The sequence below is a fragment of the Lysinibacillus sp. AR18-8 genome (assembly GCF_001705465.1).
Taxonomy (GTDB): Bacteria; Bacillota; Bacilli; order Bacillales_A; family Planococcaceae; genus Lysinibacillus; species Lysinibacillus capsici.
In genome coordinates this window covers 157072-172062 of the sequence record NZ_MDGU01000015.1, presented here as the reverse complement: position 1 = coordinate 172062, position 14991 = coordinate 157072, and the positions used below count along the sequence as shown (strand labels likewise).

The 14991-nt window shown below is 38.6% G+C and carries 12 protein-coding genes; 3 read left to right on the top strand and 9 right to left on the bottom strand.

Features of this window, described 5'->3' with window-relative positions; genetic code table 11:
• Positions 1–7: 7 nt before the first annotated feature.
• Positions 8–889 carry a LysR family transcriptional regulator gene (locus tag BFM98_RS13655; protein WP_048389964.1) on the bottom strand — a complete coding sequence of 294 codons (882 nt, stop codon included), beginning with the start codon at positions 887–889 and terminating at the stop codon, positions 8–10.
• 129 nt (positions 890–1018) lie between these two features.
• Between BFM98_RS13655 and BFM98_RS13650 the strand changes: the two genes are divergently transcribed.
• Entirely contained in the window at positions 1019–2221 is a 1203-nt protein-coding gene (locus tag BFM98_RS13650; RefSeq protein WP_066037662.1) for an MFS transporter, read from the top strand.
• 108 nt (positions 2222–2329) lie between these two features.
• Here the strand turns inward: BFM98_RS13650 and BFM98_RS13645 are convergent, their stop codons facing one another.
• The 8 genes from BFM98_RS13645 to BFM98_RS13610 form a co-directional block, all read right to left on the bottom strand.
• Entirely contained in the window at positions 2330–3565 is a 1236-nt protein-coding gene (locus BFM98_RS13645; protein WP_048389960.1) for a Zn-dependent hydrolase, read from the bottom strand.
• A 170-nt stretch (positions 3566–3735) separates the two neighbouring features.
• Complete coding sequence (locus tag BFM98_RS13640; RefSeq protein WP_054550759.1) at positions 3736–4194, bottom strand: nucleoside deaminase; 459 nt, start codon at positions 4192–4194, stop codon at positions 3736–3738.
• Between the two features lie 13 nt (positions 4195–4207).
• Complete coding sequence (arcC, locus tag BFM98_RS13635; RefSeq protein WP_048389956.1) at positions 4208–5158, bottom strand: carbamate kinase; 951 nt, start codon at positions 5156–5158, stop codon at positions 4208–4210.
• Between the two features lie 2 nt (positions 5159–5160).
• The gene (locus BFM98_RS13630) at positions 5161–6639 is read right to left on the bottom strand and encodes a cytosine permease (protein WP_054550758.1); all 1479 of its coding nucleotides are present in this window, start codon (positions 6637–6639) and stop codon (positions 5161–5163) included.
• 31 nt (positions 6640–6670) lie between these two features.
• Positions 6671–8098, bottom strand: coding sequence for a YlbE family protein (locus BFM98_RS13625; RefSeq protein WP_066037661.1), 1428 nt, complete (start codon positions 8096–8098; stop codon positions 6671–6673).
• Entirely contained in the window at positions 8091–9644 is a 1554-nt protein-coding gene (gene fdrA, locus BFM98_RS13620; RefSeq protein WP_066037660.1) for an acyl-CoA synthetase FdrA, read from the bottom strand. The genes BFM98_RS13625 and fdrA overlap by 8 nt, the downstream gene beginning before the upstream one ends.
• A gap of 2 nt (positions 9645–9646) precedes the next feature.
• On the bottom strand, positions 9647–10522 hold the full coding sequence (locus tag BFM98_RS13615) for an oxamate carbamoyltransferase subunit AllH family protein (protein ID WP_066037659.1): 876 nt from the start codon (positions 10520–10522) through the stop codon (positions 9647–9649).
• A gap of 32 nt (positions 10523–10554) precedes the next feature.
• A complete protein-coding gene (locus BFM98_RS13610) occupies positions 10555–11163 on the bottom strand; it encodes an ankyrin repeat domain-containing protein (RefSeq protein WP_081011059.1) in 609 nt (202 codons plus the stop codon).
• A 214-nt stretch (positions 11164–11377) separates the two neighbouring features.
• Here BFM98_RS13610 and BFM98_RS13605 point away from each other — a divergent pair, with 214 nt between their 5' ends.
• On the top strand, positions 11378–13096 hold the full coding sequence (locus BFM98_RS13605) for a PucR family transcriptional regulator (RefSeq protein WP_054550754.1): 1719 nt from the start codon (positions 11378–11380) through the stop codon (positions 13094–13096).
• 131 nt (positions 13097–13227) lie between these two features.
• Complete coding sequence (locus BFM98_RS13600) at positions 13228–14985, top strand: ABC transporter ATP-binding protein (protein WP_066037658.1); 1758 nt, start codon at positions 13228–13230, stop codon at positions 14983–14985.
• Positions 14986–14991: the final 6 nt, after the last annotated feature.

Sequence of the window (14991 nt, the reverse complement as noted above, 5' to 3'; positions counted from 1 at the left end):
GTTAACCCTATTTACTTTTAAAGTAATGTTTAATTTGCTCAATCATAGCAGTAGTTGCCTGACTAACATAGCGATCTACACGGAAAATAATGGATAGGCTTCGGCTTGGAGCACCATTTGAAATTCGTATACTACACAAACTAGGATCATTCATTTGTTGGAGCAAAGGATAGGGTTGCACCGTTACACCAATATTGGCTCGAACGAGATTCATAATGGACGTGACAGAGCTTGTTTCAAGAATAGAATGAATGTGAAAACCATGCTTTTTTACAGCCTCTTCTACTATCTCTCTACCAAGAAAACCTTCTGGATACATCACCATAGGAAGTCCTTCTAATTCAGCAATTGGGATCACTGTTTGCTGTGCCAATGGATGCTCCTTTGAAACGGTCAGTACATATTCCTCTCTACATAAAGGAATAATGACCAATCGATCATCTGATTCTACATTCGTCCCAATACCGATATCCACTTCATTTTCGAGAACCTGCCGCATAATATCGATGGAAGCAAGTATCTTTAATTTTACCTTTGGAAATTTTTGGTGGAAATCAATAACAAGCTGTGTAATCCGATAATCAAGATCAGATGGCATGATGCCAATACTTATTTGTCCCCCTTGTAGCCCCTGTAAATCTTTAATCGAATCTTTGACATTTTGTAATGTATTAAATACCTCTGTTGTATAGCTAAACAAAAGAGAGCCTGCCTCAGTCACAACAATTTTTTTGCCAATACGATCGAACAATGGCATTCCTAGCTCATCCTCCAGCACACGTATTTGCTGGCTTAACGTTGGCTGAGAGATGCCAAGTTTCTCAGCAGCTTTTGTAAAATGTAGCTCCTCATAGACTGCCATAAAATAATGCAGATGCCGTATTTCCACATAGACCACGCCCTATCATAGTTTCTAACTATCATTGTAATAGTAATAATAGTATTGTTCAATCATTCTAATTCAGATAGACTTCAATTTAGGCTTACTATTTATTTGATAGGACGGAGAGGAAAGACAATGAATATAAAACACAAAATCGTACCAATTATTGCCATTATTTTAGCTTCTTTTAATTTACGGCCTGTCATTACTTCGGTGTCCCCCTTATTAGGAACTATTCGCCAGACTTTACATATGAGCGCAGCTACTGCTAGTTTGCTAACTTCTTTAGCTGTGCTATGTATGGGCTTATTTGCACCTTTCGCAATCAAACTAGCTAATCGCTGGAGCATCGAGCGAACTATCGCTTACGCTCTTATTCTTATTGGACTAGCAACAGCTACCAGATATTTTGCTAATACTGCCTGGGTCATGCTAGTAACAGCCTTGTTATCAGGCATTGGCATTGCCATCGTAGGACCACTGTTATCGGGCTATATTAAGGAGAAATTTGCGAACCCTTCCCGTGTAGTGGGGATTTACTCGCTAGCACTTGTAGTAGGAGCTGCACTTGGCTCTGGGCTTTCTATTCCACTAAGCAATTTTTTTCATTCATGGCAAGCTTCTTCTGCCTCCTGGGCTATTCTTGCTTTAATCGCTTTATTCTTTTGGTGGAAGCCAATTGAACAAAAAGCAGTTACTGCATCAGTCACAAATTCACCTAGTAAGAGCAACAGTGTGAAGCAAATGTTAATGAATCAAAAGGCTTGGCTTTTAACAGGCTTTTTTGGGTTAATGGCCTTTATGTTTTATACCATCATGGCTTGGTTACCTCCCATCGCAGAAAATTTAGGCTATAGCAAACACGACGCTGGAATGATGCTGACACTATTAACAATTGCCCAAATGCCAGCTACATTTTTAGTGCCTATATTAAATAACCGTTTTCAGCATCGAGCCGTATGGCTAGTAGGTAGTTCATCATTAGAATTAATTGGTTTATTGATGCTACTGTTTTCTTATAATCCTTGGCTGAGCAGTATTCTGATTGGCCTTGGTGCAGGTGGGCTTTTCTCATTAGGGCTAACATTACCAATTGATGAGGCCAAAGATATTCACGAGGCTAGCTTCTTAGCTGCTATGACACAATCAGTTGGCTTTGTATTTGCTGCATTTGGCCCCTTCTTTGTCGGTCTTGTTCGAGATTTCACAGGCAATTTTACAACTGCTATTATTGGCATGATCATCATCGTCCTTGTGATGATTCTGATTCAACTAAAAATCGGAAACCAAAAGCAACCACAAATGCATCATATTCACATGAAAAAGACGACTTTCTAACAAGGAAGGTCGTCTTTTAATGATGGAATCGATTTTGTGCCTTTGTTGTATTGCCTTCACGGGATGACACTGGCCATACATGTAGCGTCTTCAACTGATGCTTGCTAATTAGCTGACTGAAGCATATCTTAGCACAACTGCCTCTAAAACATCGATTCCTATTAATATATCTTCAAGCTCCGTATGTTCATCTGGATGGTGACTTAAACCATCCACTGAAGGAATAAAAATAAGGCCAACTGGTCCGAGCCTTGTCATATTCATAGAATCGTGACCTGCTCCACTTTGCATATATTGATAGGATAGTTTCTTCTCTACACAAATTGTTTCTAAATCTTGCATTAGCTTTGGAGAAAGCTGGACAGGATCCTCTGAGCTAATGACATTGTATTCAATCGCAAGCTGCCTCTTTTGTTGAACGTTTGCAATAACCGTATAAAAATGCTGAAGCACACGTTCTCTCGATTCCACAGAGGATGATCGGATATCTACAGTTAACTCCACTTCACCTGGAACTACGTTCATCGAGCCTGCCACAACCTCTAGTATTCCAACAGTTGCCACAGTGCCAAACTCCTGCTCTGCTATCGCCGCTTTTTCTAATTCTAATGCCAATTCGGATGCTCCTAAAAGAGCGTCCTTTCTCATATTCATTGGAGTCGTGCCTGAATGGGACGCTTTTCCATTTAACTTCATTAATAAGCGAACTGGTGCTGCTACCCCTGTGACAATACCAATTTTCTTTTCATAGTTAATTAGCAGTGGTCCCTGTTCAATATGCAATTCGAAAAAGGCATGGAATCCTTCCTCTACTCTTGTCGCTTGATCAACACTACTAAAATCAAGTCCACAATGAGCAAAAGCCTGCTCCATCGTAATACCATCTCGATCGACTAAATGGCGATATTTTTCTTTATCAATTAATCCTGCCATTGCTTTACTGCCTACTGTTGACACACCAAATCTTGAAGACTCCTCACAGGCAAAGGCGATAATTTCAATTGGATGCTCTGTCACAATAGATCGCTCGTTTAATCGCTTGATGACCTCAAGGGCAGCGGTTACCCCTACAACGCCATCATATTTACCGCCTTGATAGACAGTATCTAAATGAGATCCCATGACAACAGGCTGCAATCCTGGCACACTGCCTTCTCTTCGAGCAATAAGATTTCCACAATGGTCAATATGAATTTGAAGATTTTCATCTTTACATAAACGAATAAAGGCATGTAAACAAGCCTGTTCTTCATTCGTATAGGCAACTCTCGTAATCCCTTTTTCGCCTGAATTATATTGATTCATTTTATCTAGTAATTGTTGATAACGTTCTTTATAGATCATGTAAACAGCTCCTTTTGAAGAATTACGAAGATGAAAATCAGACCAAATGTACGCTTGTCATAGTATCTATTTTACACCTTTTTGGTTGAAAATTAGAAAAGGGATTCTCCATAACGAGATCCCTACTCTAATTCACTGGAAAGACTTAAGCAGTATATGACTGCTCTAATCTATTTACTATTAGCCATTTTGTCATTGAAATGATGGAACAATGCATCACATTCTTCAGTCGTTTCAATTTTTTGCATGTTCAGGACACTTTTATCTTTACCCGTTAAGTAATCACGTAGATGCATATCAGAGAAGCCATGTACATGAGCATCTTCTGCTGTATTACAATAATGAACTTCTTTAATACCCGACCAAATAATAGCGCCCACACACATTGGACATGGTTCGCAAGTAGCGTAGATGACACAATCGGATAAATCCATTGTGCCAAGCTTTTTAGAGGCTTCACGAATGGCTACTATTTCTGCATGTGCAGTGATGTCTGTATCACGCATCATTGTATTGCCAACAACAGCGATGATTTCATCACCTCTTACAATGGTTGCACCAAATGGTCCACCAATATTTTGATCGATGCCTTCTTTTGTTTTGTCAACAGCTAGTTGAATATAATCCATACCGTGATTCCTCCTAGTTAATAATATGAGTACCAGCCTGATTATTGATCGCTTCTTTCAGACTTTCAGGGTTTGTAATAATTACTCGATGACCACCATTTTCTAAGAAGCTTAAGCTGGCTTCGATTTTTGGTAGCATACTTCCTGGCGGGAACTGATTATCTTGAACATGCTGCTTTGTTTCCTCAACAGTAATTTCTTCAAGTGCTTGTTGTTCAGGTTTTCCAAAGTTAATAAACACACGCGGAACACCCGTTGTAATAATTAATGAATCCGCATTTACTTGTGCCGCTAATAGACTTGTTGCAAAGTCTTTGTCAATGACTGCATCTACACCCTCATAGACATTGTTTTCTTTTTTCACAACTGGAATTCCACCACCGCCTACAGCGATCACGACATAATCATTATCAATTAATGATTTAATCGCCTCTTTTTCCACGATATCGATTGGTTTTGGTGAAGGCACAACGCGACGGTAGCCACGGCCAGAATCCTCTACCATTTTCCAATCTGGATGCTCTACTAGCATCGCCTCCGCTTGCTCCTTTGTAAAGAATGAACCAACTGGCTTTGTAGGGTTAATAAAGTTGGGATCATGTTCATTGATTTCAACTTGTGTAATCACACTGACTACCTTTTTATTAATTTGACGTTTAGTCAGTTCGTTAATTAATGCTTGTTGAATTAAATAGCCAATTCCACCTTGTGTGTCAGCCACACAGTTTACTAACGGAATTGCTGGCATGCCTGATACTTCATTAGCAATTTCACTTCTTTGTAAAGTGAAACCAACTTGTGGACCATTGCCGTGTGTGACAACCACTTTATAACCTTCCTGAATCATATCCGCGATATGCTCGACAGTTTGAGCAACTGCCTCTTGCTGACTTTGAATAGATTCACTTCCACTATCTTTTACCAACGAGTTACCGCCGATTGCTACAATTACTAATTTATTCACTACTACACCCCTACTTCTTTTTCTACACTATTTTGAACATTTTGCTGATTAAATTTATATAACAGCGTATATAAAATGAATGACACGATCAGTCCGCTAAAGAAAGCAAAGTTATTTAGCTGTACTAAAAACGGCACACTTTTCAGGAAAGCACCTGACATTGGTAAGAGGAAGCTTATTAATAGAACGATACATGCTACGATGTTATAGCCAGATTTATAAGCTCCATTATGACCTTCTTCCACATAAATCATAGATAAATCTAAACGTCTTTTACGCTCGATAAAGAAGCTAGACAACATAATACCTGCAATCGGTCCAAACATAGAGCCTATAAAACTATAAAAGAAAAATAACGTTTCTGTACTCGATACTAGTTTCCAAGGCAAAATGACTGTGCCAATAATCGCTGTTAAAATACCTGCTGTTTTGACCGTAAATACTTTAGGGAATAAAGTTGTCATTTGCAATCCAGATGGTAATAAATTACCAAAAACTACAAAAGCTGTTGCGCCTACATTTAAAGCTAAAATTAATACAATTACTGAAAAGGGATTTTGAATTTTATCAATAGCATCTACAATATTAAAAATTGGTTGCCCAAAAGCAATTTCTGTCCCTGCTATTAAACTAATACAAGTAATCGCAAATAATAGATACGAGCCGATCATACCGATGGATAAGCCATAGATCATTGCTTTTGGCGATTTAGCTCTATGCGTAAAATCTGCAATATTTACAATTGGACCAGCCCAGTTAGACACCAATGCGCTAACACATGCAATAAAGACCAATGGACTTTCCATCGTTGTAGAAGGCTTATATTCTAAAATTGGTCCAATTCCTCCAGCAATATTAATTGCCCAAATCGCTGCGCCAATAATGAAAATATAAACAATCGGTGATGAGTATTTACCGAAGACTGTTAGCATATCCATGCCACCTAAAAAAAGTAAAACTGTAATTACCCATAAAATAATATAAGAAATCATAGTCGGAACATCTAAGCCAAAAATAGTGAAGTCTCCACCAATAGACATATAGTTCGGAATGAATCTTGCAAATAATACATTAAGGGATTGAGCGCCCACAACGGTCGTCGTACCAAAGAATACAACCCCAGCAATCAACCCTCGACATAACGCCGGAATAATAGAGCCTTTTACTCCAAATGAATCTCTTAGTAATATGGCAAACGGAATGCCATATTTAGAGGCGGAATATCCATTTAAGCAATAGCCTGCTGAGACGATTACTGCTGAAAGCATAATGGCTAAGAAAACTTGATTAACTGATAATCCTAAGACAAAAAACCCTGCAACCGTCATATAAGACATAATATTGTGAACTGCGCCCATCCACACGGTAATGTAGTTAAAGATTCCCCAGTCTCTTTCCTGAGGACCTTTTGGTAAAAGTTCTTCCGAATAGCCAAGTGCTCTATAATCTTGATTGGACTGTTCAATTTTTGCGTGTTCCATAGAAAGCTCCTCCTACTTATAGGAAGTGGGCTTAAGCCCACTTCTCACTAATTGTAATTAATGCTTTTTCAAAAGCTTCCATTGGAGGATTTGTGATACCAGCACCAATCATACCGATTCCAGCCTCTTTATGTGCGATAGCTGTATTAATAATTGGAAGAATACCTGATTGGATGACTTTGCGAATATCAATACCAGTAGGAATTCCCATGAAGTTTAATAATGGAATGGTAATATTTTGGTTTTCTGTCGTCGTAATTTCTTTCATTTTACGAGAATAACCAATTGCTTCATCCACTGTTCCACCTACTAAAGCAACGATTGCTGGTGCAGTAGCCATTGCGAAACCACCAATACCGTAAGTTTCTGTAATAGCACTATCCCCTATATCAAGACCTGAATCCTCTGGTTTGTAGCCAGCAAACATCGGTCCGATTACTTTTTGTGCTGGGCCAGTAAACCATGTATTACCTGGCATGCCACTAATACGAACACCAAATTCTACACCGTTACGTGCCATTGTTGTCACGACAGTACTATATTCGATTCCATGTGCAGCATCTAATGCACATTTACAGCATGCCATCCATGTAGGACCTGAAAAATAATCACTACTTGCCACGAAATCAAATACTGCTCGCTTCTGTTCAACAGGATAATCTGTTTCTAAGATATATGGTGTCAATGCTTGAATTAATAAGCTTGTACCTGCATTATTACGGTTATGACATTCGTCACCCATGTGGAGCGCTTGTGCAAGCATTAATCGTAGATCGATGCCGTCTTTATTTAATTTCATTGCATCACGTAAAATTGGTCCTAACACATCACGCATCCATATTAATCGCTCGACAACGCTGTCATCGTTGGCACCCATACGCAAGATTTTTGCCATTTGCTCACTTAAATTTGTATAGGCGATATTGCCATACGTTTTATTTTCAACGATGTGCATAAACATCGAAGCAGATGTTACCCCAGCCATTGAACCAACTGCATTATGCTCATGGCAAGGTGAGAATGTAATATCTCCAGACGCCGCTACCTCTGCTGCTGCTTCTAAATCTTTTGCTAATCCTTCGAATACAAGAGCACCCATCACAGCGCCCTTCATTGGGCCATTCATATCTTCCCAAGTAATGGGTGGTCCTGCGTGTAAAATTGTTTTTTTCGTCATGCCAGGTACAACATTGATGGCTTGATCGAAACCAATCAGCACTGGTTGAGAGTTCACAATTTTTTCCACTGCAAGACGATTTGCTGCTTCGATTTTTTCAGCAAGTTCTGCTTTATCGATTTTGTTTAGTGCTGCAATAATTTCTGGCTTACCTCCACCCGGTGGTGACCACTCTAGGTGTGTAGCACTTGCATTTTGTGCTAATATATCATCCTTAAAAAGTTCAATACCTACGTTAATTACGTTAATTTTACTTGTGAAAAGTTCATTAATCTTACTCATGATTTTCTCCTTTCAACACCATTTCTCTAGCAAGTAATCCTGCATTTGTACTACTGCTTGCATGTGTAACACCTGCATCGACTAATTTTTCCACTTGCTCATCTATGTTTGGCGTATCTAAGTCTGTTCCAAGGACATACCCAATGATCTCTAAATGTCTACCTTCTTTTTCAGCAAATTGTTTAGCTTCAATGATGGCTGGAAGCATAACACCCACTGGGTCTTCATGAGAGCCAAAGCCTAATACGAAGTCCATCACAATGACACCAACTGTCGGATCTTTTGCTTCTTGTAAGAAGCGCTCAATGCGAGAAGACGGATCGATCATTGGATGTGGTTTACCATTTGTAAAATCATCATCACCGAAGTCAATGAATGTATGTTCCTGACTCACATTGATATCTTTCAATAAGAAATCAGGATTCTTTTGGATGTTACTGTAAATATTATCTAATTTTTCCATAGCTAGATACATAGATTCATCACAAAGCGTACCGCCACAGAATAACCCACGAATGTATTTTTGCTCTGGCGCTAATTTTGCACGAACCTCTTCAACTAATGGAATGTTAAGCGCACGTTTGTTAATACCTGCTTCATCAATACCTGCTAGTAAGACTGCCTTTAAGGCTGCTTCTTTCGATGTTTTAGCAAATTGTCCACCAGCTGCCACTACAGCCTCTTCATTACCACCTATAAAATAAACCACTACCGGTTTGCTGCATTCTTTAATTTGTGCGAGTACTTTTTTCTCAACACTTGCTTCAGGTGGCTTCGATACAAGTACAATCACTTTAGTGGCTTCATCGGCATCTAGTGCTTTGATTCCATCAAGCATCATCATACCGCCCACTTCTTTACTTAAATCTCTTCCGCCAGTACCAATCAGTTGTGTGATACCACCACCGAAGTCATGAATGCGAACACTTACTTCTTGGCTACCTGTACCAGATGCCGCTACGATACCGATATTGCCTTTTCTTACAGCGTTTGCAAAGCAAAGTCCTGTATTACCAATAATAGCGGTACCACAGTCTGGTCCCATCATTAATAAGCCTTTTTCATGTGCTAAAGTTTTTAATTCTACTTCGTCTTCAACGCTCACATTATCACTGAAAAGCATCACGTGTAGATCATTTTCAAGTGCTTTGCGTGCTTCGCGAACGGCAAATGCCCCATTGACAGAAATGACCGCAAAGTTTGCATCAGGAATTCCTTGTGCAGCTGAATCAATCGTTGCATATTTAATATCACTTTTTGCTTGTGCTTTATCTTTATTTGTTAGTAATTCTTCCACTGCTAGGTAAGCGCTTTCTGTTTGATCCGCATTAGCAGTTTTAACAATAATCATTAAGTCCCCTGCTGTTGCTTCCTCCACTTCTGGCGTCATCAAACCAACGTTACGAATGACTCCTTTGTTCATCTCCGTACCCATACCAATAATTGCTTGCTCGACGCCTTCAATTTGATTCGCTTTTGTAGATAGAGACATCAATGACACTGAATCAAAATATGTGTTGCGCTTAATTACGACTTTAATACTCATCATTATCCTCCTAATTTTATATTGGCTTCTAAGCCACTTATCAGTCCTAAGGCAATATCTGTTCCTGAGGAGGAGCCAATAGCAAGCACCTTTCCCAGAGCCTCAATGGATTCCACTTCTGTGCCATATAAAATGGCGTGTATGAATGAACAGATGGACTCCCTTACTTGTCCATATGCTGCCTTCTTCAATGTTGTAAAGCTAATCTCATTGGTCAAAGGCTGAATCACTTTGATGACGCTTTCACACAAAGGTTTATACATAGAACACGGGCTATTTTGTAAGTGAATGATAGCAAATAAGCCTACTAAAAAATCATCCCCTGATGGTGTTAGCCCTGGCCCCAAGCCTACTAAATCAGCTGCATATGCCTGAAAACGATCCAAACGTTGATTCAATATTTCCTCATAAAGTAAAGTTGTGCGCTGCTGTAATAATCTCGATGTCTCCGCTTCAAATTCACTGACGGGAGAATCATTACGTTTTATGCCGCCGCCTTTCCCATGTAAATCAATGGATTGTTTTACACGGATCATATTCATTTTTAAGCTTGTACAATTTGCTGGATAAATAGGTAGCTGACATTGCCAACGAGAGGCGGTAGGGATCGCTATTATTAATTTTTCTTCTATTAATAGTTGATTATGGCGAACCGATACCCTGTCATGTTGCTGAATGCCCAGGTGATCCAATGTATCAAGATCAATGACAAGTGTATTGGGTGCCCGATCCATTGCCTTCGTAGCAAGTGTAAAAATTTCATCATTACCATCACTCCGTATATTTAAGGCATGTTTAAACACGCTGTGAACCGTTCCCTTAAACGTCGCCACTATTTGCTGCAGGAAATAATCATCACCCGATTTGGCATGTATCATATGTACACCCTCTTTATGTCGTAGGAGTACTACTATTTCGCTCCTGCTTCTAGTAGAATTTTTTCAATTTCAGTAAATCCTTTTTCTTTAGCCATTGTTAATGGTGTCACACCATATTGATCCACTAATTGTGTATCTGCTCCATGTTCAACTAATAGACGAACTATTTCTTGTTGCTTTTCTCCCCCATCATTGAGGAGAATGGCTTCAATCAATGGTGTCCATCCACAAATATTTGTATGGTTGACATTGATATCCGTAGTCGTTACAAGTTCACGAACTACCTCAACAAAGCCCTTCTCACTTGCTGGATGAATCCCTACACCGCCAAAGCGTGTTAAACGCTCTAAATCTGTGTTTGCTTGTAGCATTATTTTCACAAGCTCTAACTTTCCATTTATACATCCATACAAAAATGGGTTTAAACAAATTTGATCTTGAAGGTCAATATCTGCCCCTTCCTGAATTAAAAATTTTACTGTTTCTAATTGATCATTCATCGCAGCAAGTAAAATTGCTGTACGTTTGCGCTTATTTTGAGAATTAATATCCACACCTTGTTGTAAATAACCTTTCAGAGCGTTATTATCACCTGCTTCAGCTGCAGTTAAAAATTCTGAGACCACATTCATATCTACCAATTTCATTCCTCCATTTCTCTGACCTATTGTTCATTTCAACTAAAAAGAAATAAACCGCGAGAATGTTACTACTTTCACATTTCCGTCTTACAAGCTTTATTTTATTCTCTTATGCCGTAGATATCATTGTTTAGCAAAACCAAAAAGAATGAAGATCATTTAGGCAATATGTACAATGTTTTGTGATAAGATTATGGCGAAGGAGTGAAATCATTTGCTAACAATTAAAGATATATTAGAGATAAAGGCACTTGAAGGAATTAAAATTGTTGCTGGAGAGCAAGGAATTCACAATGAAATTGCACTTGTGAATATTATCGAAAATCCCGATGCATTTGATTGGCTGACACCGAATGAATTACTGTTAACGACTGGTTACATCTTCCAAGATGACGAAGCCTTACAAAATAAAATTATCCAAGAAATCTCTAAAATCAATTGTGCAGGCCTGGTTATTAAAATGAGACGCTATTTACAAAAGACGCCTCAAAACATGATCGATATTGCCAATCAGCATGGATTGCCGTTATTAGAGTTACCTTATAATTACACCCTTTCCAAGGTCATCTCGATTATCAATGAAAAGGCATCTGGCCGTTATGATCTATTAAATAGAAAATCTTTGGACATGCACAATACGCTATTTAAGGTGGCGCTTGAAGGAGGAGGCATCGAATCTATTTCCTCTAAGTTAGCTGAAACAATTAATAACCCGATTATTTTTTTAGATAATGACTGGAATTTACTGCATTATACAGATCTTGATACGAATCCTGTGCCCCTTGCCTATGGCATTAATTTAAAGAAGAATCGTCCAACATTTTCAAAGGATTTTATAAATACCATTCCGAATGATCTCAATGAAATGCAAAAATCCATTACACGAATCTATCAATTAGAAGATCTAGCCGTAAAATGTAGAATTCTTCCTGTTGCAGTAGCCAACTATATTTATGGCTATATTGTCATTTGGCAAACTGTACGGGATCTGAATGAGTTTGATTTCATCGTTTTAGAGCAAGCCTCCACGATTGTGGCACTAGAAAGGATAAAACAGAAGGAAATTGAGGGTGTACGTCTAAAGATTAAACAAGAGTTTTTTGATGATTTATTGACTGGAAAAATCACTTCGCTTGAAACGCTACAAACACTATGCGATCTCCACGGCTTAAAGATCAACCATAAATATTATTGCATCGTCATCTCTATTAGCCATGAAAATTTGCAAAACCAGCATGATTTAATTTCTAGAAAATACGAAACCGATAATATTGCAAAAAAATGTATGAATTTAATTTATGAGCACTCTAGCACAATTAATGGGGAAATTACATGCCTTTATCGCAACAATCAAATCATTATATTAGTTGGACAGCAAGACAGCAAACAAGATTTCACGATCAATGAAACAAAGCAATACGCAGAAAACATTCTCCAATTATTAGTACAGCAACATACGCAAAGCTCTTTCTTAATGGGAATTGGCAAAGAATATAAACATATACGTTTTGTCCATAAAAGCTTTGCAGAGGCACATGAAGCTCTCCGTCTTATGCACCGCTTCGAAGAGCGTGGAGCAGTGGCTCATTATGCGGATCACTCCATTTATCATTTTTTAGATTCGAATATTAATGAAGTGCAGCTAAAGGACTTTTTCTTAGAAAGCTTGGGTTCTGTCTTTGAGCATGATTTATTACATGGGACAAGCTATCTACTTACATTAGAAAATTACTTTATCAATCATATGAATATAAGTGAAACAGCCAAGGAAATGTTTATCCATCGCAATACGTTAATTTATCGGATTGAAAAGATTAAAGAAATTTTAAAAACCGATTTAAAAAGCTATGAGGAGCTGTTACAAATCCAGCTAGCCTTAAGAATCTATCGCTTGCTTGGTAAGTCTTTATACCACGATGAATTTGCAGACTAGTATCAAAAGGTGGTGATCGCATCACCTTTTTTGATGACCATTCATTTCATATTCAGTTCATAAACGCATGCTATAGTAAAGCCATAGAAACGAAATACATTGTTTTCAGACAATGAAGGAGGCTTATTTCTTTGCAAGAAACATCAAATGATATGTCTAAACAAAAAGATTGGCGCCGTTTTATACAGTTAGTAAAACGTGCCGAACCACCGATATGGCTACTTGTCATCGCTTTAGTGATGAGTTTAGCAACGACAGGTGTAGGGTTTATTGTTCCATTATTTACAAAACAATTAGTGGATGGCTTTTCGTTAGAATCGCTTAATTATTGGCAAATTATTGTACTAGGTATTGCCTTTATCGCACAGGCTATTGCCAGTGGATTATCCATCTATTATTTAAATCGAGTTGGACATCATGTTGTGGCAAAATTACGTGACCAGCTATGGAGAAAGCTGTTGCATTTACCAATCCCCTATTATGATGAACATGATACTGGTGAAACATTGAGCCGTGTTACGAATGACACGGCGGTTGTGAAAGAGCTTATAACAGAGCATTTAGCAAACTGTTTATCTGGCGTTATCTCCATAATAGGTTCTATTATCATTCTTCTATTTTTAGATTGGAAAATGACATTAGTCATGCTGATTGCCGTACCACTGGCTATGGTGATCTTAATGTTGTTAGGGCGACGCATGTTTGTGATTTCAAAAGGAATGCAAGATGAAACAGCAAAATTTACGTCTGTATTAAATCAAGTTTTACCTGAAACGCGCCTAGTCAAGGCTTCAAATGCTGAGCAAATTGAATATGAGCGTGGAAAAAAGGGCATTACGAATCTCTTTACATTTGGCTTAAAAGAAGCAAAAATTCATGCACTGATTTCCCCGCTGATTTCATTCGTTCTGATGTCTGTGCTTGTAGCTATTATTGGCTATGGTGGTGTCCGTGTTTCCTCTGGAGAGCTGACGGCTGGCGATATGGTGGCATTTATTTTATATTTAATCCAAATCATTATGCCAATGACGCAATTAACGATGTTCTTTACCCAGCTCCAAAAAGCCATGGGTGCTACAGAACGAATTAGTGCATTGCTTGAATACGAGGAAGAACGTATTGAAGAAGGCTTAACAGTAGAAAAAGTAGATCAACCCATTTATCTTAAAAATGTTGATTTTTCTTATGGTGAGGAGCCCATTTTATCCGATATTAACTTCACAATTGAGCCAGGCAAAGTAACAGCCATCGTTGGACCAAGTGGTGGCGGTAAAACAACTACATTTTCACTGCTAGAACGATATTATCAGCCAACGAACGGCAGTATCACACTAGGAGATACACCAATCGAAACTTTTTCACTCCACTCTTGGCGCAGTCAAATCGGCTATGTAGCGCAGGAAAGTGCCCTGCTCTCAGGTACGATTCGAGAAAACATTTGCTATGGTATAGACCGTGAAGTGCAAGATGATGAGCTAGAAAAAGTGGCTAAAATGGCCTATGCAGATCAATTTATTAACGAGCTTCCAGATAAGTTCGATACTGAAGTTGGAGAACGAGGCATCAAGCTTTCAGGAGGACAACGTCAGCGTATCTCTATCGCAAGAGCGCTCTTACGTAATCCGCAAATATTAATGCTGGATGAGGCAACATCAAGCTTAGATAGTAATTCAGAAATTTATGTACAAAAAGCATTAGACAACTTAATGCAAGGACGCACAACACTAGTCATTGCGCACCGTTTATCGACAGTGGTAGATGCCGATCAAATATTGTTTATTGAGAAAGGGCATATTACAGGCTGTGGTACACACGAAACACTCTTTGAAACACATGCTATGTATCGTGAGTTTGCCATGCAGCAATTACGCATTAAAGACGTAGAATAAAGGGGT

Bases quoted from the DNA above. Each gene is read 5' to 3' on its own strand.
- BFM98_RS13650 (WP_066037662.1), top strand. From the start codon at position 1,019: ATGAATATAAAACACAAAATCGTACCAATTATTGCCATTATTTTAGCT.
- BFM98_RS13645 (WP_048389960.1), bottom strand. From the start codon at position 3,565: ATGATCTATAAAGAACGTTATCAACAATTACTAGATAAAATGAATCAA.
- BFM98_RS13640 (WP_054550759.1), bottom strand. From the start codon at position 4,194: ATGGATTATATTCAACTAGCTGTTGACAAAACAAAAGAAGGCATCGAT.
- BFM98_RS13630 (WP_054550758.1), bottom strand. From the start codon at position 6,639: ATGGAACACGCAAAAATTGAACAGTCCAATCAAGATTATAGAGCACTT.
- BFM98_RS13625 (WP_066037661.1), bottom strand. From the start codon at position 8,098: ATGAGTAAGATTAATGAACTTTTCACAAGTAAAATTAACGTAATTAAC.
- fdrA (WP_066037660.1), bottom strand. From the start codon at position 9,644: ATGAGTATTAAAGTCGTAATTAAGCGCAACACATATTTTGATTCAGTG.
- BFM98_RS13615 (WP_066037659.1), bottom strand. From the start codon at position 10,522: ATGATACATGCCAAATCGGGTGATGATTATTTCCTGCAGCAAATAGTG.